16 protein-coding genes and 1 pseudogene are annotated in these 21629 nt (G+C 74.0%); 8 read left to right on the top strand and 9 right to left on the bottom strand.

Annotated features, from left to right (window positions below; all coding sequences use genetic code 11):
- Positions 1 to 275: 275 nt before the first annotated feature.
- Together CD790_RS01285 and CD790_RS01290 are read right to left on the bottom strand one after the other, a co-directional pair.
- Complete coding sequence (locus CD790_RS01285; RefSeq protein ID WP_144381069.1) at positions 276 to 2507, bottom strand: acetate--CoA ligase family protein; 2232 nt, start codon at positions 2505 to 2507, stop codon at positions 276 to 278.
- A gap of 211 nt (positions 2508 to 2718) precedes the next feature.
- Entirely contained in the window at positions 2719 to 3876 is a 1158-nt protein-coding gene (locus tag CD790_RS01290) for an NAD(P)/FAD-dependent oxidoreductase (protein WP_144381071.1), read from the bottom strand.
- A gap of 150 nt (positions 3877 to 4026) precedes the next feature.
- Here CD790_RS01290 and CD790_RS01295 point away from each other — a divergent pair, with 150 nt between their 5' ends.
- Both CD790_RS01295 and CD790_RS01300 read left to right on the top strand, forming a co-directional pair.
- The gene (locus CD790_RS01295) at positions 4027 to 4491 is read left to right on the top strand and encodes a Zn-ribbon domain-containing OB-fold protein (protein WP_144381073.1); all 465 of its coding nucleotides are present in this window, start codon (positions 4027 to 4029) and stop codon (positions 4489 to 4491) included.
- Between the two features lie 88 nt (positions 4492 to 4579).
- On the top strand, positions 4580 to 5164 hold the full coding sequence (locus CD790_RS01300; RefSeq protein ID WP_260867262.1) for a GNAT family N-acetyltransferase: 585 nt from the start codon (positions 4580 to 4582) through the stop codon (positions 5162 to 5164).
- Positions 5165 to 5261: 97 nt separating this feature from the next.
- Here the strand turns inward: CD790_RS01300 and CD790_RS01305 are convergent, their stop codons facing one another.
- The 3 genes from CD790_RS01305 to CD790_RS01315 all read right to left on the bottom strand — a co-directional run bounded on the left by CD790_RS01305 (position 5262) and on the right by CD790_RS01315 (position 8399).
- Positions 5262 to 5972, bottom strand: a complete 711-nt coding sequence (locus CD790_RS01305) for a pyridoxal 5'-phosphate synthase (protein WP_144381075.1) — start codon at positions 5970 to 5972, stop codon at positions 5262 to 5264.
- Between the two features lie 304 nt (positions 5973 to 6276).
- Positions 6277 to 7545 (bottom strand): thiolase C-terminal domain-containing protein, encoded by a 1269-nt coding sequence (locus CD790_RS01310; RefSeq protein ID WP_144381077.1) that lies wholly within the window; start codon positions 7543 to 7545, stop codon positions 6277 to 6279.
- A gap of 77 nt (positions 7546 to 7622) precedes the next feature.
- On the bottom strand, positions 7623 to 8399 hold the full coding sequence (locus CD790_RS01315; RefSeq protein WP_144381079.1) for a VOC family protein: 777 nt from the start codon (positions 8397 to 8399) through the stop codon (positions 7623 to 7625).
- Between the two features lie 280 nt (positions 8400 to 8679).
- Here CD790_RS01315 and CD790_RS01320 point away from each other — a divergent pair, with 280 nt between their 5' ends.
- Together CD790_RS01320 and CD790_RS01325 are read left to right on the top strand one after the other, a co-directional pair.
- On the top strand, positions 8680 to 10209 hold the full coding sequence (locus CD790_RS01320) for an acyl-CoA dehydrogenase family protein (protein WP_144381081.1): 1530 nt from the start codon (positions 8680 to 8682) through the stop codon (positions 10207 to 10209).
- Positions 10206 to 10676, top strand: a pseudogene (locus CD790_RS01325) (nitroreductase family deazaflavin-dependent oxidoreductase); the annotation flags it as partial. The gene CD790_RS01320 and the pseudogene CD790_RS01325, both read left to right, overlap by 4 nt.
- Before the next feature lie 378 nt (positions 10677 to 11054).
- Here the strand turns inward: CD790_RS01325 and CD790_RS01330 are convergent.
- Positions 11055 to 11702 (bottom strand): TetR family transcriptional regulator, encoded by a 648-nt coding sequence (locus CD790_RS01330; protein WP_144381083.1) that lies wholly within the window; start codon positions 11700 to 11702, stop codon positions 11055 to 11057.
- 461 nt (positions 11703 to 12163) lie between these two features.
- Here CD790_RS01330 and CD790_RS01335 point away from each other — a divergent pair, with 461 nt between their 5' ends.
- The 3 genes from CD790_RS01335 to CD790_RS01345 all read left to right on the top strand — a co-directional run bounded on the left by CD790_RS01335 (position 12164) and on the right by CD790_RS01345 (position 17090).
- The gene (locus CD790_RS01335; protein WP_144381084.1) at positions 12164 to 12961 is read left to right on the top strand and encodes a VOC family protein; all 798 of its coding nucleotides are present in this window, start codon (positions 12164 to 12166) and stop codon (positions 12959 to 12961) included.
- Positions 12962 to 13154: 193 nt separating this feature from the next.
- Positions 13155 to 15827 carry a serine/threonine-protein kinase gene (locus CD790_RS01340; protein ID WP_144381086.1) on the top strand — a complete coding sequence of 891 codons (2673 nt, stop codon included), beginning with the start codon at positions 13155 to 13157 and terminating at the stop codon, positions 15825 to 15827.
- A 702-nt stretch (positions 15828 to 16529) separates the two neighbouring features.
- Positions 16530 to 17090, top strand: coding sequence for a hypothetical protein (locus CD790_RS01345; protein WP_144381088.1), 561 nt, complete (start codon positions 16530 to 16532; stop codon positions 17088 to 17090).
- 60 nt (positions 17091 to 17150) lie between these two features.
- Here CD790_RS01345 and CD790_RS01350 read toward each other — a convergent pair whose 3' ends face one another.
- The 3 genes from CD790_RS01350 to CD790_RS01360 form a co-directional block, all read right to left on the bottom strand.
- Entirely contained in the window at positions 17151 to 17918 is a 768-nt protein-coding gene (locus CD790_RS01350; RefSeq protein WP_399216982.1) for an enoyl-CoA hydratase/isomerase family protein, read from the bottom strand.
- A gap of 80 nt (positions 17919 to 17998) precedes the next feature.
- On the bottom strand, positions 17999 to 18463 hold the full coding sequence (locus CD790_RS01355) for a Zn-ribbon domain-containing OB-fold protein (RefSeq protein WP_144381090.1): 465 nt from the start codon (positions 18461 to 18463) through the stop codon (positions 17999 to 18001).
- Positions 18464 to 18469: 6 nt separating this feature from the next.
- Positions 18470 to 19621, bottom strand: a complete 1152-nt coding sequence (locus CD790_RS01360) for a lipid-transfer protein (protein ID WP_144381092.1) — start codon at positions 19619 to 19621, stop codon at positions 18470 to 18472.
- A 321-nt stretch (positions 19622 to 19942) separates the two neighbouring features.
- On the opposite strand from CD790_RS01360, the gene CD790_RS01365 reads away from it, so the two are divergent.
- Complete coding sequence (locus tag CD790_RS01365) at positions 19943 to 21625, top strand: FadD3 family acyl-CoA ligase (protein WP_144381094.1); 1683 nt, start codon at positions 19943 to 19945, stop codon at positions 21623 to 21625.
- Positions 21626 to 21629: the final 4 nt, after the last annotated feature.

A 21629-nucleotide genomic window follows, 5' to 3' on the forward strand; every position in this document is an offset into this window, starting at 1 on the left:
GTCCGTCGGTGCGCGGGCTCCGGCGGGACGGTTCACGGGTGTGGCGCCTGTTGGAGTGGTGCGGAGATCGGTGGTGCGGTTCACGGGCGTGGGTCCTGTCGGGCTGGCGCCCGGCCCGCCGGGCTGGTGTACGGGTGCGTGGTGTGTCGGGATGGCGCGGTGTACGGGTGTGTGGTCCGTCGGGATGGCGCGGTGTACGGGTGCGTGGTCCGTCGGGATGGCGCGGTGTACAGGCGCGTGGTCTGTCGGGACGCCATGGGGTCCGGTGGGGCGGTTCAGCGGCAGATCACCAGGGCGTCGAGAGCCACCGCGCCCTGTCCGCGCTCCAAGACCATCAGCGGGTTGATATCGAGTTCGACCACGTCATCGCCGAGTTCCAAGGCCATCCGCTGGACGCGCAGGATGGTCTCCACGAGGGCGTCCACATCGGCCGGGGGCGCTCCCCGGACACCGTCCAGCAGCCGATGGCCGCGGAGTTCGCCGAGCATGGCGCGCGCCTGGTCCTCGCCGAAGGGCGGCACCCGCACCGCGGCGTCGTCCAGCACCTCGACCAGCACGCCGCCGAGCCCGGTCGTCACGGTGGGCCCGAAGAGGTCGTCGTGGGTGACGCCCAGCATCATCTCCACTCCCTGCCGCACCATCTGGCACACCAGCACGCCGTCGAGCTGGATCTCCTCGTATCGGGCGATGTCGAGGAGCTCGCGGTAGCCGTCGCGGACCTGGCTGGCGGAGGTCAGTCCGATCTTGACCAGGCCCAGCTCGGTCTTGTGGGCGAGGTGCGGGGCCGACGCCTTCAGGACCACCGGGTAACCGACCAGTCCGGCGGCGCGCACCGCCGCCGCGGCGCTGGTGACCAGCTGTTCGCGCGGCACGCGGATGCCATACGCGCGCAGCAGCTGCTTCGCGGCGTGCTCGCTGAGCTGCTGGCCCGGCCGGAGCAGCGCCCGCGCCTTGCGGGCGGAGGGGGACAGGGCGCGGGGCACCTCCTCGAACGGGGAGCGGTAGGCGGCGGTGAAGCGATGGTGGTCGAGATACGCGCGGACGGCGGTGAGGCAGTTGGATACCGTGCGGAAGGTGGCCAGGCGGGACGAGCCGAGCAGGGTGGTGCGGTAGGCGTCCTCGGTGCCCACCGGGGACCCCCACACCACGCACACCAGCTTGTCGGTCTGCTCCGCCGCGTCCGCCAGGTCCTGCGCCAGCCTGTCGCTCATCGGGGGGAACGGTCCGGTGATGGGGCAGATCAGCACCCCCACCGCCGGGTCGGCCAGGATCGCGTCGATGATCTTCCGCCCACGCCAGTCGCCCACCGGGTGGCCGCCGTTGTCGACCGGATTGGCGACGCTCAGATACTCCGGTATCCACTGGTGGAGTTCGGCCTGCTTCGCGGCGGAGAGCACGGGGAGGGGGAGCCCCGTCGTCGCGGCGAGGTCGGCGACATGGGCGCCGGTGCCCCCGGAGATCGCGTAGACGACGACGCCCTCGGCGCGCGGGGGACGGGCGCGGGCCAGCAGGGCGGCCGTGTCCTGAAGCTCGTCGAGGCCGTCCACGCGGACCACGCCGAACTGCCGCATGGCCGCGTCCACCACCGCGTCCGCGCCGGTCAGCTTTCCGGTGTGGGTGGCGGCCGTGCGGGCCCCGGCCTCGGTCCTGCCGACCTTCACCGCGACGACCGGCACCTTGGCGCGGGCGGCGTGGTCGGCGGCCAGCAGGAAGGAGCGGCCGTCCTTGAGCCCCTCCGCGTACAGCGCGATCGCCCCCACCTCGGGCCGGGCGGCGAAGTAGGAGATGAAGTCGGCGCACTCCAGGTCGGCTTCGTTGCCGGTCGGGGCCCAGTGGCTGAGCCGGATGCCGAGCTCCTGGAGGGCGAAGACGGGGCGCCCCTGGTGGCCGGACTGGGTGATCAGGGCGATGGCCGGACCGTCGAGGTCGTCGCGGAAACGCTCGAAGGCGTTGAGGTTGGTGTTGGGGCCCAGCAGCCGTAGCCCGGAGCGGTGCGCCGCGTCCGCCAGTCGCTCCTGCGCGGCGGCGCCCTCCGGGCCGGTCTCGGCGAAGCCGGCGGCGAAGACGACGGCGAAAGTCGCCTTGGCCTCGCCGAGCTGCTCGATCACCGGAAGCGGGTCGGCGACGAGCAGTACGGCAAGGTCGACCGGTCCGGGCAGGTCGGCCACGGAGGCGGCACAGGGGAGGCCGAAGACGCTGGAGCGGGTGGGGTGGACCGGGTGGATCCGGGCGCCCACCCGCTCGGCCCAGCCGATCAGCTGCCGCGTGATGCCGGCGTTGGGGCGTCCCTCGGCGTCGGACGCCCCGACCACCGCCACCGACTCGGGGCGGAAGAGGCGGTCCAGGTCGGGGATGGTCCGGTGCAGCGGCCGGCCGCTGACGTCCGCGTCCCCGTCCTGAGCGGCCACGCCGTGCACGCGGACGGCGGGCCCGGGGTGTTCGCCGCAGGCGACGACACGGGCGTGACGGGAGTTGGTGGTGAGGGTGCCGTGAGTCGATCCGAGCATCGTGATCTCGCCCCACTCCTGCTGGTTGGCCCAATAGGAAGAGCTGACGCAATGTCAGGTTACTGAACTGACGTAACGTCAGGAATGGGGGTGGTGTGGATATCACGTACGGTGACGATCGGCGTCCGGTTCGGGCCCGGTTCTCACCCGGTTGGGACCCGGGTTGGGGCCCGGGTCCGGATCCGGTTGAGGTCTGGCGTCGGCGGCCGGGTCAGCTGTCGCCGCGGGCGATGGCCTTGGCGATCTTGCGAGCGTCGATGGCCAGCTCGCGGAGCATGCCGCTGATGGGGTTGGTGTATCCGGTGAAGTGCAGGCCGGGGGCGGCGGGGCTGGTGCGGGGGCCGTGGGCGAGCGGGCGTCCGCGGGAGTCGAGCACGCCCAGGTGCCCGACGACGCGGTCCAGGCCGCGCTCGTAGCCGGTCGCCGCGATCACGACCTGTGGGTTGATCCGGCTGTCGTCGGCCAGGATGACCTTGTCCGCGTCGAAGGAGTCGACGGCCGGGACGATCTCGATCCGGCCCGCGCGCACCGCGGCGACCAGCCCGACGTCCTGTACCGGGATCGCGCCCTGGAGGGCTCGGGAGTACAGCCCGGTGTCCGGTCGCGGCAGCCCGCGGTCGGCCAGGTCCGGGATGCTCGCCTTCGCCAGGGTGCGCGCCGCGCGGTCCACCACGCGGGGCGGCAGTCGCCGCATCATGATGCCCGACGCCTGGGCGGGCCAGCCGGCCGTGGAGCGGCGCACGATGTGCGGGACGGTGCGCACGGCGAGGCGCACGCGCGCGGCGCCCCCGTTGACGAGGTCGACGGCGATCTCGGCGCCGGTGTTGCCGGCGCCGACGACGAGCACGTCCATGCCCGCGTAGGGGCGTGCGTTGCGGTACTCGCCGGCGTGCAGCAGCTGGCCGGTGAAGGCGGTGCGGCCCAGCCACTTGGGCATCCGGGGCGTGTGGTTGAAGCCGGTGGCGATCACCGCGGCGCGCGAGGTCAGCTCGCGTCCGCCGGTGGCGCGCAGCAGCCACCCCTTGCCGTCCGCCGTCCGGTCGATGCGGGACACGGCCACGCCGGTGACGATGTCCAGGCGGTGGTGGTCCGCGTACTGCTCCAGGTAGCGGACGAAGTCGTCGCGCGATACCCAGCGCCCGTACGCGCGGGGGATCGGCAGGCCGGGGAGTGCCGACAGGCGACGCGTGGTGTGGAGCCGCAGCTCGTCGTAGTGGCCCCTCCAGGACGAGGCGACGGCGTGGGTCCGCTCCAGCACGATGGTGCGTACGCCCCGCCGTTGGAGGGCGGCCGCGGTGGCGAGTCCGCCGGGTCCGGCGCCGATCACATACACGGGTGTGGAGGGGGTGTGGGTGGTTGTGTCGGCCATGGGAGGTGAGCGTAGTCGGATAATTGACGAGTATCGGTCAAAGTGATTCCGAATCGGTTGCGGATGGGTCACAGGGCGCGCATGCGCCCTCTTGCGCCGGTGCGCGCGCTCCGGTGAACTGACGCAGTGTCAGGAGAAGGGGGTGCTGGCATGGGCTCCGACCCGTCGGAGGGGGTGCCACCGCGCTCCACCGTGCCGATCGGTGACGGGCCGCGCTTCGACCTGCCCGACGTCGACGCGTTCAGCCGCGTGTACTGGGACGCGGCCGCGCGGGGCCGGCTGCTGATCCGCCGCTGCTCGAGGTGCGCGCGGGCACATCACTACCCGCGGGAGTTCTGTCCGCACTGCTGGAGTGAGGACGTCCGATGGGAGCGCGCCGACGGCGCGGCCACCCTCTACACCTGGTCGGTGGTGCACCGGAACGACCTGCCGCCGTTCGCCGCCCGCGTTCCGTACACCGCCGCCGTCGTCGACCTCGCCGAGGGGCCCCGGCTGGCGACCGAGGTCGTCGACTGCGCGGCGGAGGATCTGCGCGTCGGCATGCCGCTCCGCGTCTCCTTCCGCCGCGTGGCGGCCGAAACCCCGTTGACGGTCCCCGTCTTCCGGCCGTGTTGAATGGCCGCGGGGGTGGCCGCGGGGTGGGCTGCGGGGTGGGTCGCGGTCGGGTTCTCCCCGGGCGCGGCGGAGCCGGGAGGAGAGGCGCGTGCTCAAGCCGGTCGCGTTGGAGATGTACGGGCTCCTGCTGCGTCCCTGGGAGAGACGGGACCTGGACGCCGTCAGACGCGGACTGGCCGACCCGGACTTCCGGCGCTGGAACACCGTGGACTCGCCACCGCCCGACGAGGACGGCGCCCGTGAGTTCCTGGCGTCCCGCACCGCCAACTGGGAGCGCGGAGTCGGCGCCTCCTTCGCCGTCACCGACTCCACCAGCGACGTCGTGCTGGGCCACATCAACATCGGGATGATCGACTTCGACGCGCACCGCAGCGGGCGCGTCGGCTACTGGGTGCTGCCCGAGGCCCGAGGCCGCGGCATCGCCTCCCACGCCCTGGAGGCGATGACCCGCTGGGCCTTCGGCGACCTGCGGCTGCACCGGCTGGAGCTGGGGCACGCGGTCGGCAACGACGCCTCCTGTCGGGTGGCCGGGCGATGCGGCTACCGCTACGAGGGCGAGCTGCGCGGAGCGATGTTCGACACCGGGGGAGTGCCGCGCGACATCCACGTCCACGGCCGACTCGCCACCGACCCGTTCCCAAGGCTCCCCGGCATTGCCGTTCGCCCCACCTGACATCACCGAGCCCCCGGCCGGCTCCTCGCCGCTCCCGCGTGGCCGGCATCGGCACCGCGCCGATCGCCCCCGCCCGCGCGAGCCCGCGCGCCGAGCCTCAGGGCCAGAGCAGTTCGCGACGCCAGTCCGTACCCGCGGCCCCCGGGCGGCGGTAGCGCAGCCGCACATGCCGGCGGTGTCGATCGCCCTGGTAGAACTCGACCTCGTCGGGCATCAGCAGGTACCGCGTCCAGGTCGGGGCCACCGCGTCGGGCTCCCGCGCCACGCGCGCCCGCGCGGTGTCGAAGGCGCGGATCAGCTCCTCGTACGAGTCGAGGACCTCGCTCTGCCGCCCGACCAGGGCGGCGACCAGCGCGTCGGGGGAGCGGCGACGCAGATCCGCCGCGCTCTCCTCCGGTCCGGCGGTCGTGACCGGCCCGCTGACGCGCACCTGGCGGCCCACCGCGGCCCAGTAGAAGCCCAGTGCGGCGTACGGGCGGTGTGCCAGTTCGCGGCCCTTACGACTCGTACGGTGGCTGCCGAAGTGCCAGCCCCGCTCGTCGGCGTCGTGCAGCATCACCGTGCGCAGGGAGGGGCGGCCGTCGGCGTCGGCAGTGGCGAGGGTCATGGTGTGCGGTTCGGGCGCACCCGCCTCGGCGGCCTCGCGCAGCCAGCGACGGAACAGCGGCAGCGGCTCCGCGGGGGCCTCCTCCGGGACGAACCCGGGCAGTTCGCCGGCGCCCGCGCGGAGGCTGTGCAGCAGCTGCCGGAAGGCGCGCCCCTCCTCGTCCTCGTCCCCATCCCTACGGCCGCCCTGCTCCGCGTCCATGGCCCGCCCTTCGCCCGTGCTCGCTCGCCGTCTGCCATCCGCCCGCGTGGCAGCCCGCCCGCGCGGGTAGCTGTCGTGGTCTCCGCCATAGTGCAGCACGGTGCCGCCGTGCCGCGTGGCGGCCGTCGGCGCCTGCCGCGCGACGACCGGGGCGACCGTACGGGCACTCGCCGTGCCCGTGCGCTCCTGTGCCCGTGCGCCCTGTGCCGGTGGTCCCGGTCCGTCTGCCGCGGCCCGCGCGCCGCGTCCCGTGCGCCGGTGCCGGGAGACCCTGCCCCTCCTGAGCGCCGTGCGCCGTGCGGCGCTAGTCGCGCCCCAGGACGACCGTCCCGGCGGAACAGAACCAGCCACCCGTTCCCGAGGCGACCGCCAGCCGTGGGGGTCCGCCGTCCGGACGGCGCACCTGTCGAGGACCGGCCTCCCCGCGGAGTTGTCGTACCGCCTCGACGAGGAGGAAGAGTCCGCGCATGCCCGGATGGCAGGCGGAGAGGCCGCCTCCGTCGGTGTTGGTGGGCAGGGCTCCACCGAGGGTCAGTCGGCCCTGGGCGACGAACGCCCCGCCCTCGCCCTTGGCGCAGAAGCCGAGGTCCTCAAGGGTCACCAGGGTCATGTAGGTGAAGGCGTCGTACACCTCGGCCACCTCGATGTCCTCGGGCGCTACGCCCGCCCGCGCGAAGGCGGCCCGTCCCGCGCGGGCCGCAGGGGAGACGGTGTAGTCCTCCCACTCCGACAGGGCACCGTGCGAGACGCAGGTCCCCGAGCCCAGCACCCACACCGGTGGTGTGGCGGTGTCCGGTACGCACTCCTCCGCCGCGAGCAGGACCGCGCAGCCGCCGTCGGAGCGGACACAGCAGTGCAGCCTGGTGAAGGGGTCGGCGATCATCGGGCCGGCGAGCACCTCGTCCACGGTGATCGGCGTACGGAACAGCGCGTCCGGGTTGTGCGCGGCGTTGGCCCGCGTCTGGACGGCGATGTCGGCGAGCTGCTCCAGGGTGGTGCCGTACTGGTGCATGTGGCGGCGGGCGGCCATCGCGTACTTCGCGATCAGGGTGTGGCCGTAGGGGGCCTCGTACTGCAGCGGCCCGCGCGTCCCGAAGGAGAGGTTGGCGGTGCGACGGCCCGCGGCCAGGTCCGCGCGGGCGGTGGAACCGTAGACGAGGAGTACGGCGCGCGCCTGGCCGGCGGCGATGGCGTCGGCCGCGTGGGCGGCCATCACCTCCCAGGTGGCGCCGCCGACGGAGGTGGAGTCGGCCCAGGTGGGCCGCAGCCCCAGGTACCCGGCCAACTCCGCCGGAGCCAGGGTGCCGAGGCCGGCCGAGGCGAAGCCGTCGATTACGGAGCGGTCCAGACCGCTGTCCGCGAGGGCGCGGCGGGCCGCCTGGGCGTGCAGCGCGTAGGGCGTGGCGTCCGCGACGCGTCCGCAGTCCGCGAGCGCGACCCCCACGACGGCGACGCGCCGCCCGCCCTTCCGTATCGCGCCGCCGACGCGGCCGGTGCCCCCCGCGTCGCCGCCGTTGCCGTTGCTGGAACCGCCGCTGCCGCTGCCGTGGGTGCCGCCCGTGCCGTCAGCCATGAATCTGACGGTACATCAGATGAGTCGACCCGCCGAGGGCGCGGCGATCGGGCGCAGCGGGTGGGATCAGGGCGGGTTCAGGGGGCCGTGATCACTGTGAAGGCGGCACCCTGCGGGTCGCGGAGCGCGGCCGTGCGCCCGTACGGGGTGTCCCTCGGCGCGCGGAGGACCGTGCCCCCGCGGCGCGTGGCCTCGGCGGCCGTGGCGTCGGGGTCCGTCACGGCGAAGTAGGTCCTCCAGTGCGGGGGGATCCCGGGCGGATGCTTCTCCCCCATCGTCGTGATGCCGCCGACCTCGCGGTCGTCGACGCAGAAGGGCGTGTAGTCGTGGCTGCCGGGCACCGGTTCGCCCACCCGCACGCCGAAGACCGTCGAGTAGAACCGGCGCGCCCGTGGGGCGTCGCCCGTGACCAGCTCGTTCCACACCACCGTGCCCGGTTCGTTGACGAGTGCGGCCCCGATGTGGAGCCCCGCCTCCCAGGCGCCGAAGACCGCCCCCGTGGGGTCCATGGCCACCAGCACCCTGCCCATCGGTCTGACGTCCATCAGCTCGGTGATCTGCTCGCCGCCGTCGGCGCGGATCGCGGACAGCGTCACCTCGGCGTCGTCGCAGGCCAGATAGGGTGTCCAGGCGACCGCCGGGGGCTCGCCGTTCTCCGCGGCCGGGCGCCGCGCGATGCCCGCCACGGGCTTGCCGTCGCGTTGGGCCTGTGTGTAGTGACCGAACTCGGCCGGGTCGGCCACGTACTCCCAGCCGAACAGTCCGCCGTAGAACTCCATCGCCGCCTCGTGGTCGGAGGCGTTCAGGTCCACCCAGCACGGGGTCCCCTGGGCGTACGAGCTGACCTCGCTCATCGTTCCTCGATCCTCGTCGCGTCCTCGGGCGGGCAAGCGCGCCGCGCGGGGTGCCGGCGCGTGGCGCGCGGGACGCTCGACGCTTCGTCGCGCGGGGCGCCGACGCCTCAGGTGAGCCGTGGTGGCCGGCCTGCCGCCGCTCATGCTGGCAAACGGGCTCCGCCGCCCCGCGCGGGCGCGCGGCGTCTCCCGCGCGGCTCACTCCGATGGGCGGAGGTCTGGGAAAGTGCGCACGAGCTCCCTAGTATGACGCCCCGTCAGAATCCGAGGGGGTGCGCCCATGGACTCCGCATTCACCCGGGAACAGGACGCGATGCGTCGTACTCTGCGCGTGCTGCTGTCCCGACGCTGCACGCCCGATGACGTCAAGGCCGCGGTCCGCGCCGGCCCGGGCCATGACGTCGAGCTGTGGCGGCAGCTCGCCGGACGCCTGGGACTGGCCGGTCTGGCGGTACCGCGCGCGTACGGGGGCGTGGGCTGCGGCCCGCTGGAGCTGGCGCTGGTCTCCGAGGAGGCCGGCCGCGCCCTGCTGCCCTCGCCCCTGCTGGCCACCGCCGTCCTGGCCGCCCCGCTCATCACCCGGCTCGGTACCCCCGCCCAGCGCGCCGCCCTGCTGCCGCACATCGCCGAAGGCCGGCTGACGGCCGCCCTCGCGGTGCCCGGCGAGTGGCTCCCGACGGCGCTCGGCCTGGTCGGGACGGGCACACCCGGTGCCGGGGACTGGGCCGGCGGCGGCCGGGCCGGCGGGGTCCAGGCCCGCGAGACGGCGGCCGGATGGCGGCTGTACGGGCAGGTGGACCAGGTCCTCGACGGCCACCGTGCCGACCTGCTGCTGGTCGCCGCCCGCACCGGTGGCTATACGCGCGGTCGCACCCTGCTGTTCCTCGTCCACGCCGAGGACCGGCCCGGCCGTCACCCTCAATCGCGGCCCGCGCGGGGTGAGACCTCGCCCGGACCTGCCCGCGCGGCGTCCGGTCTCGTGCGCACCCGCTGTACCGCGCTGGACGAGACCCGTGCCCAGGCCCGCATTCAACTGCGCGACACTCCAGCCGCGTTGCTGGGCGCCGGCGACTGGGTCGCGTGCGCCGCGGAGCTGGTGCGGCTGGGCGGTATCGCGGCGGCGGTGCTGGCGGCGGAGGCGGTGGGCGCCGCGGACCAGGTGCTGGAGCGGACGGTGCGTTACGCGCGGACGCGCGAACAGTTCGGGCGCCCCATCGGCTCCTTTCAGGCGGTCAAGCACCGTCTGGCCGACGTCCACGTCCGCGTGCAGGCGGCCCGCTCCGCGGCGTACTACGCGGCCTGGGCGGCGAGCGTGGCCGATGAGGACCCCCAGGGCGCGGCCGAGGGGAGCCGGGCGGGCGCCGCCACGGACGGCACCCGGGCGGACGCCGCCACCGACCGCCCCCGGGCCGGCATCGGCGACGGCGGTCCCCGGGCCCGAGCGGCCGCGGCCGCGGACCATGGCATTCGGGACGGCATTCGGGACGGCATCCAGGACGGCCTCGGGGACGGCATCGGCGGCGGCGACGGGGTGACCCGCGCGGTCGGCGCGGTGGCCGGCGGACTGGCTCTCGCCCAGGCGCTGGAGGCGCTGCGGACCGCGGCGGGGGAGGCCGTCCAACTGCACGGAGGCATCGGCTTCACCTGGGAGCACGAGGCGCATCTGTTCTTCAAGCGAGCGGCTTCCGACGAGCTCCTCTTCGGGCCCGTGCACCGGTTGCGGGCGGGCGCGGCGGAGCGGGCGGGGCTGTTCGCGCCGACGACGAGGGCCGGGGCGAGGGCCTCGGCTCGGGAGGCGGTGACGGTGTGACGACGCGCGCCGGACGTTGGGTGCAGAAGGTCTCGTCGAGCAGGGCGTTCGCCAGGTTCGCCCCGCGTGTCATCCCGGTCATGGACCGTGCGGTGCACCGGCTGACCCGTGGCCGCGTGCTGCCGCTGACCTCCATGCTGCCGGGGGTGATCCTGACGACGACGGGCGCCAGGAGCGGCCTGCCCCGTCGTACGCCGCTGGCCTGCCTGCCGAAGGCCGACGGCTCGTGGATCGTCATCGGCAGCAACTTCGGACGCCCCGTCGAACCGGCCTGGACGGGGAATCTGCTCAGGCACCCGGAGGCGGAGATCAGCTGGCGGGGGCGCGACATCCCGGTGCGGGCGCGGCTGCTGGAGGGCGCCGAGCGGGAGGCGGTGTGGCGGGAGGTTCTCGCCTTCTGGCCGCCCTACGCGACGTACCAGGCCCGCGCGGGCCGACGGATACGGCTCTTCCGACTCACCGCCCGCGCGGCCGGGTGGAACCCCGAGGGAGGGCGGAGTGGCGCGGGCGGGGCGGGCCGCCGCCTCACGGGCGGAGGCCCGAGTGGAAGCCCAGGCGGGGGCCCGGGACAAGGCCCGGGTGGAAGCCCAGGCGGAGGTCCGGGCGGAAGTCGGGGGCACGGTCCGGGGCCGGCGCCGCGATGACAGGACACGGGGCGACGGGCCCGTCAGGGCCGTCCCGCGTGGGCGGCGGGGCCGTGGAGACGTGGGCGGGGGGTGCGGAGGTGGGGGGTGGCCGAACCCGTCCGCTGGGGGACTCGCCGGGAGACCCTCATCGGAATGTCCTATAAGTCGACGGCTTCGATCGGCATGCGATCGGCGCGCCTCATAGGGCCTCGGGTGCGCCTACTTGGTCGGCTTTCGGCCGGTCATACCGAGGTGCACGATCAGCGCGAGGCTCGGCTTGAGCTCCGCCTGCTTGACGCCCCAGCTCTGGAAGCCCTTCTGGTGGCCGGCGACCGCGGCCAACATCGCGACCAGTGAGCCCGCGATGGCGGCGGGGTTGTAGTCCTTGTCGATCCTGCCCTTGGCCTGAAGGTCCTTCACCGCGTCCGTGAGGGAGTTGGTGACCGCGTTGAGCACCTTCATGCGGATCTTGTAGAACCGCTTGTCCCCTTCCGCGGCACCGAGGTCGATCACGCGCAGGATCGCGTCGTTCCTGCGCCAGAAGGAGAGGAAGCCGTCCACCAGCTCCTCCGCCGCCTGCGAACCGGCCTTGCCGGCCCACGAGCGCCCGGCGACCAGATCGGTCAGTGCCGCGCCCTCCTTCGCCATCTCCTCGGCGATCTCGAGGACGGCGCCCTCGACGTCGGGGAAGTACTGATAGAAGGTCGCGGGTGACGTACCGGCCTTGCGCGCGACATCGATGACCTTGACGTCTCGGTACGGGGAAGAGCTGAGCATTTCGCCGAGGCAGTCGAGCAGCTTCTGCCGCGTCGCCTGCCCGCGCCGTCCGGCCACTCGGCCGTCGACGGTTCGTACTTGTCCTGTCATGCCGTCAGCTTACCGAGGGGTGATCTGAGCGCGATTCGGCTGCGTGCAAATGGGGTTAGCCCCCGTGATTCCGCGGCTACCGCGCTGAGCAGGCGCTTTGTCGGGGCATACGCTACGTGTGGGACGGACGTCAGGCAGTGGGCAAGCGCTTACGCCATACGGGTGAATGTTCTTATCAACAGCCTGTGGACAACAATGGTGGACGAGCGCGCCACGCGCTCAGATGAGCCCTTTGGCGCCGATCCCCCGTTAGCGTGTCGACGGGGATACTCCTCGCATTCATCACCATTCTCTGTTATCCCGTGTCATTCTCTGTGATCCTCAGTGATTTTCTGTAATCCCCTAGGTATCTCGCGAACCCTGCAAACCATGTAAACCATCCACTCGCCGCGAACCTGCGAACCCGCACACCTGCGAACCCGCGGTCGCCGTGAGCCCCGCACACGGGAGGGACCGGACCCATGGCCACATTCCAGGAAGGCGTGCCCTGCTGGGTGGACGCGCTGCTGCCGGACGTCGAGGCGGGCAAGCGCTTCTACGGCGAGCTGTTCGGCTGGACCTTCCAGGTGGGCGGCCAGCGGTACGGCTCGTACATCCAGGCGTTCCACCACGGTGAGAACGTCGCCGCGCTGACGCCCAAGCCGGACGGTCGGATGCCCACCGTATGGAACGTCTACTTCGCCACGCCCGACGCGAGCGGCACCGCCGCGCGGATCGCCGCGGCGGGCGGTCAGATCATCACGGCGCCGACGGCGATGGGGGAGTTCGGGGTGCTGGCGACGGCGGCCGACCCCGGGGGCGCGGTCTTCGGTCTCTGGCAGGCGGGCACCCACACCGGCTTCCAGGAGAGCGGCGAGCCCGGCACCTACGTCTGGACCGAGGTGTACGTCCGCGATCGCGACAAAGAGGCCGTCGACGCCTTCTACTCCGCGGTGTTCGCCTACGAGGGCCTGGACGCGAGCGAGGAGGGCATCGACTTCGCGGTGTGGTCGCCGGCCGGCACGCGGCCGGGACCCGACGCCGCGGTCATGGGTCGCGCGGTCCTGTCCGAGGCCGTCCCCGTCGAGATGCCGGCCCATTTCCTCGTCTACTTCCGGGTCTCCGACTGTGACGGGGCGGTGGAGACGGCCGCCCGGCTCGGCGGCCGGACCATGGCCGCGCCGCAAGACACGCCGTACGGGAGATTCGCGATCGTCGCCGACAATCAGGGCGCGATGTTCGCCGTCATCGACACAGACCGGGTGACCAAGGGGGCGTAACAGCACGAAGTGGACCGCTTGGAGCGGTGTGTCGGGCTTCGTCGTATCCGTCGATGACACGACGAATCGGCCCCGGGTTCGCAACGGTCGCCTTCGCCAGGGACAATGCTGGATGCGTGCCGCCGGTTGGTTTGTCGGTGAGACGCTGCACGGGGCTGTTAGTTTCGAGCCCCTACGGGGAGGTGGCAGGCAAGTGGTGGAGCAGCTGACGCAGCACGACCCGAGACGGATCGGCCCGTTCGAGGTCCTGGGCCGGCTCGGTGCGGGCGGCATGGGGCTGGTCTATCTGGCCCGCTCGGCATCCGGCCGGCGGGTGGCGATCAAGACGGTGCGTACCGAGCTCGCCGAGGACCAGCTGTTCCGGGTGCGCTTCACCCGCGAGGTGGAGGCCGCCCGCGCGGTCAGCGGTTTCTACACGGCCGCGGTCGTGGACGCCGATCCGCGCGCCGCCGTGCCCTGGCTGGCCACCGCGTACGTGCCGGCGCCCTCCCTCGAGGAGATAGTGAACGAGGCGGGGCCGCTGCCGGCCCAGGCGGTGCGCTGGCTGGCGGCCGGCATCGCCGAGGCGCTCCAGTCCATCCACGGCGCGGGTCTGGTCCACCGTGACCTCAAGCCGTCCAACGTGCTGGTCGTCGAGGACGGCCCGCGCGTGATCGACTTCGGTATCGCCTCCGGCGTCTCCAACACCCGGCTGACGATGACCAACGTCGCCGTGGGCACGCCGGCGTACATGTCGCCCGAGCAGGCGCGCGACTCCCGCAGCGTGACGGGCGCCAGCGACATCTTCTCGCTCGGCTCGACCCTGACCTTCGCCGCCACCGGGCACGCCCCGTTCCACGGCGCCAACCCGGTCGAGACCGTCTTCATGCTGCTCCGTGAGGGCCCGGACCTGTCCGGGCTGCCGGAGGAGCTGCGGCCGCTGATCGAGTCCTGCATGCAGATGGAGGCCGACCGCCGCCCGAGCCCCGCCGACCTCCAGTCGCAGCTGGCGCCGCACCTGTTCGCCTCCGGCGGTGACGACAGCGGCACCGCCTCCGCCTGGCTGCCCGCCCGCGCGGTCGCGCTCATCGAGAGCCGGCGCGGTGGGCGGCCCGGTGGCGTAGCGGGCGGCCCGTCCGGGCCCGGCGGCGGAGCGGGCGTGCCGGCGGGGCCCGGCGGCCGGTCCGCCGTGCCGCAGCGACCCGAGCGGCCGCCCTCATACGCCCCGCAGGGCGCCGGTGCGCCCGCCGGCGGCTCCGGCTGGGAGCCTTCGCCGGCGGGCGACCCACGTGGCGGGCTGCGCGCGCCCGAGGCCGCGAGCCCGGCCAGCCAGGTCAGCTCCGCGAGCCCGCCCGGGCGCCACGCGGCCCCGGCCGCCGCCGCCCACGCCCCCGCGCACGCCGCCCAGCAGGGCCCCGTCCCGCAGCAGGCCCCCGCGCGGGCTCCGCTGCACGGCGGCGAGCCGGCCGGGGGCTCGCCCGGGCCCGACGGACAGGTGCGGCTGCCCGGCTCACAGGTGCCCATCGGCCCCGGGCCGCGGGTCTCCGACGCGCTCGACGCCCCGCCGCGGCAGGACGCCGGCCAGTCCACGCAGTGGGTGCGGCCGCCCGCCAGCGCCCCCGCGTCGGGCGGTGCCGGGCCCCGCGCGGGCGCCGACGGCGCACCGCTGGGAGCCGTGCCCCCGCCGCCGGCCGCTCCGCCGGGAGCGGACGAGGGCGGACCCGCCGCGCCCCAGGAGCCGCCGGGCCCGCCGCGCTGGCGCCCGTGGCGGTTCCGGATGTCCAACGACGTCTGGGGCACGCCCACAGTCGCCGGCGGGCTGCTCTACGTCACCTCCTTCGAGGTGCACGCGCTGGACGTGGCCACCGGCCGCCGCCAGTTCAAGACCCGCGACGTGGCCTGGGCGATGGACGTGTCCGACGGCCGCATCCACGCCTCCGACGGCCCGACGCTGTACGCGCTGGACGCCACGGACGGCGCCGAGCGCTGGCGGCTGTCCACGGACGGCTGGGTGTACTCCCTGAAGGTGGACCGCGGCACCGTGGTCACCGGCACGCGTGGTGGCGGCGTCCAGGCGTGGGAGGCCGCCAACGGCGAGCTGCTGTGGGAGATGCAGGGCGCCCAGACCGACTTCGAGACCCCGGAGTCGGGCCCGGTCATCCACGACGGCACGGTGTACGTGTGGGCCGACGCGCGGCTGCGCGCGCTGGAGGCGCGCACCGGCGCCGAGCGCTGGTCCTACCCGGTGGGCGACGCCGCCTCCTGCGGCGGCGTTCCGATCCGGCTGCTGTCCGCCCCCGACGGCGTCGTGTACGTCGCCGCGGGCACGCGCGTGCTGGCCATCGACATCGCGCGGGGCGACGTGCGCTGGCGGTTCGAGGCCCCCGCGGTGTTCCTGAGCCCGCCCGCGTACGCACCGGGCCCGGCGGTCACCGGCGGCGGCGTCTACATCGCCGACTACCTGGGCACGGTGTACGCCCTGGACGCGGCCAACGGCCGCGACCGGTGGCGCATCGCCACCGAGTCGCGCCAGTCGAGCGCGCCGGTGCTCGTCGCCAGCGGCTCCATCCACCTGGGCAGCGGCAGCGCGCTCTACACCCTGGACGCGGTCACCGGCACGCCCAAGTGGCGCTTCGCGGCGGGCGGCGAGGTCATCGGGGCGCCGGTCGTCGCCGACGGCCGGGTGCACTTCGGCTCCGCCGACCACTGCCTCTACACGGTGGACGCGGCCGGCGGCCAGCTGCGCTGGAAGCTGGCGACCGGTGGGGAGATCACCGGCTCGCCGGTGGCCGCCGGGGGTGTCGTGTACGCGTGCAGCAAGGACCGCTGCGTGTACGCCCTGGACGCGGTGAAGGGCACCGGCCAGTCCCGCTCGGCCCGCCAGTAGCGCGCCCGCGGGCCCGTAGCACGGGCGTACGCCGTGGCGTGACCGTGGCCGCAGGCCGGTAGCGGGACGTCCGCCTTCGACGCGCCCAAAGGCCGGTAGCGGGACGTCTCGACGCGCCCACAGGCTGGTAACGGGGCGTACGCCTCGGCGTCGACGCAGGCTGGCAGCGGGGGCGTCCGCCTCCGCGCGGCGGCGCGCCGTAGCGCGGGCCTCCGCCGCCGGGCCGGGCATGGCCGCGATCTCGCGCCGCGGGCCCGGCGCTGTCGTGGGCCTGCCGCCGCCGTGGACCCGGTGTCGCCGTCGCCCGCGCGGGTGTCGCTGCGGCGCCCGCCGCCGTCGGGGCGGGTGGGGCGGTGGCCGGCGTCGCACGGGGCGCTGTGGCGCCCTCGCCAACCTCTGTCGCCGCCGGGCTCTATCGGCTTGAGCCTGCTTCAGGCTCCTCGGGGTGGCCCCAGGCGGGACCGCCGTCGGCGGTCCGCGGCGGTCCGCTGAGGGCCGCCGAGCGCCTGGTGGGCGGCCCGTCGCGGTGTGCCGGTGGGCGGTGTTTCCTGCGGCTTCTACGCCTGTCCACCCGCTGAGCAGGTGACTTGGGGGTAGCAAGGGCCGTTGGCTATGGTGGCGTGCACTTGTCAACCGCTCTCTGGTTGGCTGGATTCTGTCTGTACAACGGGGGTTTAACCGATGCAACGCCGTCATATACGCGTGGTCGCGGCTGTCGCGGTCGTCTTCGTGGCGCTGACCGGAGCTCGGCGCTCGGGTGGCGGCGGCTGCGACGACGACAACGACGGCGGCAGCTCCTCCGGCGGCTTCACCTCGGGCGGCGTCTCCTCCGGTGGCGGCGACAGCACCGGCGGCGACAGCACGGGCGGCGACTCCTCGTCCTCCACCGGTCTCACCGGCGGGCCGTCCGACATCCCCAGCCTCGACCCGACGCCCTCCTACACCTACTCCGCGCCGCCCACGTACAACCCGGACGCGACCAGCGAGACCAGCGCCACCAACTGCGACTACAACCAGTCGTCGGGCAAGCTGGTCTACGACGTCAAGGTCACCAACACCGACCCGTCGCGGAGCTTCCGCTACTCGATCAGCGTCAAGTGGACCGACGACGCGACCGGCGGCCTCCTCGGCTACGACTCGCAGTCCCTCACGGTGCTGCCGAACAGCAACCAGTCGTTCACGGCCGAGTCTCCGTACACCTTCAGCAAGCGGACCTACTTCACCTGCCAGATCAGCCTGGCCACGAAGTCCTCGGTCAGCTGAGCCCGCGCGGCGGGAGTTCGTCCGAGGGAGTTCTCCCAGCGGGAGCCGACGGTCCACGGCTCAGCGCACCCTGACGTCCTTCGCGCGGTCGCGGCCCGCGAACAGCTCGGCCTGCCGCTCCGGCGGCAGGTTGCCGAGCGCGATCAGTTGCGGCGCGTGGGCCAGGCCCTGGGCCCGCGCGGCCTCTCCCGCCGCCCACACCGCCCGGACGGTCCCCTGCACCGCCTCCGTCGGATACGTCGCGATGACGGAGGCGGCACGCAGCGCCGCCGGCAACGCCTCACCGCGCGGGGTGACCTCGCTGACCAGCCCGATCTCATGGGCCCTGCGCGCCGAGATCCGCTCCGCCGTGCCCATCAGCGCCATCCGCGCCACCTCGCCGCGCGGCATGCGCTGCGCCATGAACACCGATTCGTAGGCGCTGACCATGCCGTAGGAGGTGTGCGGGTCGAAGAAGGTCGCGTCCGCGCCGGCCACGATGAACTCGGCCTCGCCCAGCAGGTAGAAGGCCCCGCCGCAGGCCATGCCCTCGACCGCGGCGACCACGGGTTTCCACAGGTCGTTCGCCTTCGGGCCGACGTCCAGCAGCGGGTCGTCGAGCGCGTACGGCGACGAGGGCTGCGGAACCCGTACCGACCGGTCGACGCCGGTGCAGAAGGCCCGCCCGCCGGCGCCCGCGAGCACCGCGGCCCGCACCGCGTCGTCCCCGCGGACCTCGCGCCACACCGCGCGGAGCCGCGCCGCCGTCTCCAGGTCGATGGCGTTGTGCCGCTCGGGCCGGTCCAGCGTCACGACGACGACGCCGCCCTCCAGGCGCTCGGTGCGCACGCCCCGGCCGCTCGGAAGGCCCCGCCCGCGCACCGCGTCCTCCGCGCGCGCCCCGCTCTCCGTCGGCCCCGGCACCGCGTTCACGGCCGCTCCAGCAGCCAGCGCGGCACGGTCACACCGTCCGCCAACTCGTGGAAGACGACCTTGACCGGTGCGCCGATGCGCAGCCGCGCGGGGTCCAGGCCGCCCAGCGGGGCGTCGGCCGCGGTGACGAGGTTGCCCACGAGGCGGATGCGCGGGGCGTCCACGAGCTCCACCAGGACCACGTTGTACGGCGCTTGGGCGGCGTAGGCGGGGAGCAGCGGGGGGTGGGGCAGTACATACGACCAGATTCGGCCACGGCCGCTCATCCGCTGCCAGGTGGCGGCGAAGGACTGGCAGTGCGGGCAGCAGGGCCGGGGCGGGAACCGCGGTTCGCCGCAGTCCGCGCACGCCGGTACGCGCAGCTCGCCGCGCGCGGCGTAGGCCCAGAACGGCGCCCCGTCGGCATCGGGGACCGGCAGCAGCAGCCCGTTGTCAGTGGTCGCCCTCACACTGGGGGTCATGAGCGGTCAACTCCTCAGCAACAGCGCGGAGGTGGGGACACCTTCGCCGGCCGTGACCAGGCAGGTGGCGGCGCCCGGCACCTGCGCGGTGCTGGTGCCGCGCAGCTGCTTGACGCCTTCGGTGATGAGGTTGAAGCCGTGGACGTACGCCTCGCTCAGCCCGCCGCCGCCGGTGTTGATCGGGAGTCGGCCGCCGATCTCCAGGGCTCCGCCCTCGGTGAAGGCGGCGCCCTCGCCGCGCCCGCAGAAGCCGTAGCCCTCCAGGGACAGCGGGATCAGCGGGGTGAACGCGTCGTAGATCTGCGCCACGTCGACGTCCTGGGGGCCCAGGTCGGCGGACTTCCACAGCTTGCGGGCGGCGGTCCACGCGGGGCCGGCGAGCGGGTCGTCGGTCCAGTAGTTGACCATGCCGTGGTGCTGCGCGGGCAGGCCCTGCGCGGTGGCGTGCACATACACCGGCCGGTGCCGGCAGTCGCGCGCCCGCCGTGCGGAGACGACGACGCAGGCGAGAGCGCCGTCCGTCTCCAGGCAGTTGTCGAAGAGGCACAGCGGCTCGCTGATCCAGCGCGCGTTCATGTACATCGCGCGGGTCAGCGGGCGCTCGAACATGATCGCGGCGGGGTTCTGGTTGGCCCGGTTGCGGCAGGCCAGCGCGACGTGGAAGAGGTGTTCCCGGGTGGCCCCGTACTCGTGCATATAGCGCCGGGCGAGCAGCGCGATCTCGTCGGCCGGGCGCAGCAGTCCATAGGGCCGGGTCCACTGCGCCGGCACCGGCAGCTGCGCGCGGGTGTCCGTCCAGGGGCGCGGCCCGCTGCCGCGCTTGCGGGAGCGCCAGGCCACGCCCACGTCCGCCTGCCCGGTGGCGATCGCGGCGGCGAGGTGGCCGACGGTGGCGCAGGAGCCCCCGCCGCCGTAGCCCACCTTGCTGAAGAAGGTCACATCGCCGGCCCCGATGGCCTTGGCCACCTCCACCTCGTCGGTCTCCTCCATCGTGTACGAGGCGAAGGCGTCCACCTCGGACGGGTGGATCCCGGCGTCGTCGAGGGCGGCCAGGACGGCGCGGCAGGCGAGGGTCTTCTCGGGCTCCGGAAGGTGTCGGGCGAAGGCGGTCTGGCCGATGCCGACGATCGCCGTCGCGTCCTTGAGGGTTGCCGCCATCGTCCACCTCCGTGGCCGGCCGCGGCGCCCGGGCCGGCGGCCTCGGTCCTGACAGCGGTCAACGCTAGCGCTAATCTGACGGGTAGTCAGTAACAGTGGGCGCGGCAATGCCCGGTGTGGTTACGGTGGTTCCGGCGAACGGCGAACGGCGAACGGCGAACGGCGAACGCGAACGGCGAACGGCGAACCGCGACGGCGGGGGCGGCGGGGACCTCGGTGGCATCGGCGACGACGACGGCGACGGCAACGACGACGGCGAGGCTGTGGGCGCGACCGCGGAACCCCCACGCCGGGCCACGAGGCACACGGGGAGGCGGAGCGATGCGCGCAGCGGCCGGCTCGGAGAAGGGGGCGGGAGCCGGGAGGAGCCCCGACACGATCCCCGCGCTGCTGCGGGCCGCCGCCCGGCGCCACGGACCGGCGGACGCGGTGGTCGAGGGCCGCACCCGGATCTCCTACGTCGAGCTGGGGCGACGCGTCGAGCGGGCGGCCGCGGGCTGTCTGGCGGCCGGGGTGCGGCCGGGCGACCGGGTGGCGGTCTGGGCGCCCAACACCGCGGACTGGATCGTCTGCGCCCTGGGCGCGGTGACGGCCGGCGGCGTGCTGGTCCCCGTCAACACGCGCTTCAAGGGTGTCGAGGCGGCCTACGCGCTGCACCGCACCCGTGCCAGGGTCCTCTTCGTCACCGGAACCTTCCTCGGCACCTCCTATGTGGCCGCTCTGCGTCGCGCGGCGGCCAGCGGCCCGGGGCGCGGCGGCCCGCTGCCGGGCCTGCCGCATCTACGCCACGCCGTCGTCCTGCCCGGATCGGGCGGCCCCGGTGCCGTCGCCACCTCCGACACCGGCGTCGACGCGGACGTCCCCCAGGGTTTCCGCGGCTGGCGGGAGTTCCTGGCGGCGGGGGAGTCGATCCCGCCGTCCGCCGTATGGGACAGAGCCGAGGCGATACGCCCCCACGACCCCTCGGACATCACCTTCACCTCGGGTACCACCGGACATCCGAAGGGGGTCGTCGTCAGCCACGCGCAGACCCTGCGGGTGTACGACACCTGGAGCGAACTGGCGGGGCTGCGCACGGGCGACCGCTATCTGATCGTCAACCCGTTCTTCCACAGCTTCGGTTACAAGGCCGGTGTCATCGCCTGTCTGACGCGCGGGGCGGTGATGGTGCCCCAGGCGGTCTTCTCCGTGGAGGCGGCGCTCGCCGCCATCGCGGCCGAGCGCGTCAGCGTGCTGCCGGGGCCGCCGACCCTCCTCCAGTCGCTGCTCGACCACCCGGGCCGCGCCGCCCACGACCTGTCGACGCTGCGCCTGGTCGTCACCGGTGCCTCCGTCGTGCCGCTGGAGCTGGTCGAACGGCTCCGCACGGAGCTGCGCGTCCCCACGGTGCTGACCGCGTACGGCCTGACGGAGGCGTCCGGCACCGTCACCATGTGCCGCCGAGGCGACCCGGACGCCACCGTCGCCCGGACGTCCGGGCGGGCGATCCCCGGCACCGAGGTCATGGTGGCCTCCGCTGACGGAAACCCGCTGCCGCCGGGCGTGCCCGGCGAGGTCCTGGTCCGCGGCTACCACGTGATGTCCGGCTACTTCGAGGACGAGGCCGCCACCGCGCGGGCCGTCACTCCGGACGGCTGGCTGCGCACCGGCGACGTCGGCGTCCTCGACGAGGCGGGGAATCTGCGGATCACCGACCGGATCAAGGACATGTTCGTCGTCGGGGGCTTCAACGCCTATCCCGCGGAGATCGAGCGGCTCCTCGCCCGCCATCCGGACCTCATGGACGTGGCCGTCGTCGGTGTTCCCGACCCGCGCCTCGGCGAGGTCGGCAAGGCGTACGCGGTCCGCCGCCCCGGCTCGCGGCTGACCGCCGACGACCTGATCGCCTGGGCCCGCCGGGAGATGGCCAACTACAAGGTCCCCCGCCATGTCTCCTTCGTGGCCGAACTGCCGCGCAACGCGAACGGCAAGGTGCTCAAGGCCGAGCTGCGGGCGCGCGGCTGAGCGC

Origin of the sequence: Streptomyces sp. SAJ15 (assembly GCF_007595705.1) — a bacterium.
Taxonomy (GTDB): domain Bacteria; phylum Actinomycetota; class Actinomycetes; order Streptomycetales; family Streptomycetaceae; genus Streptomyces.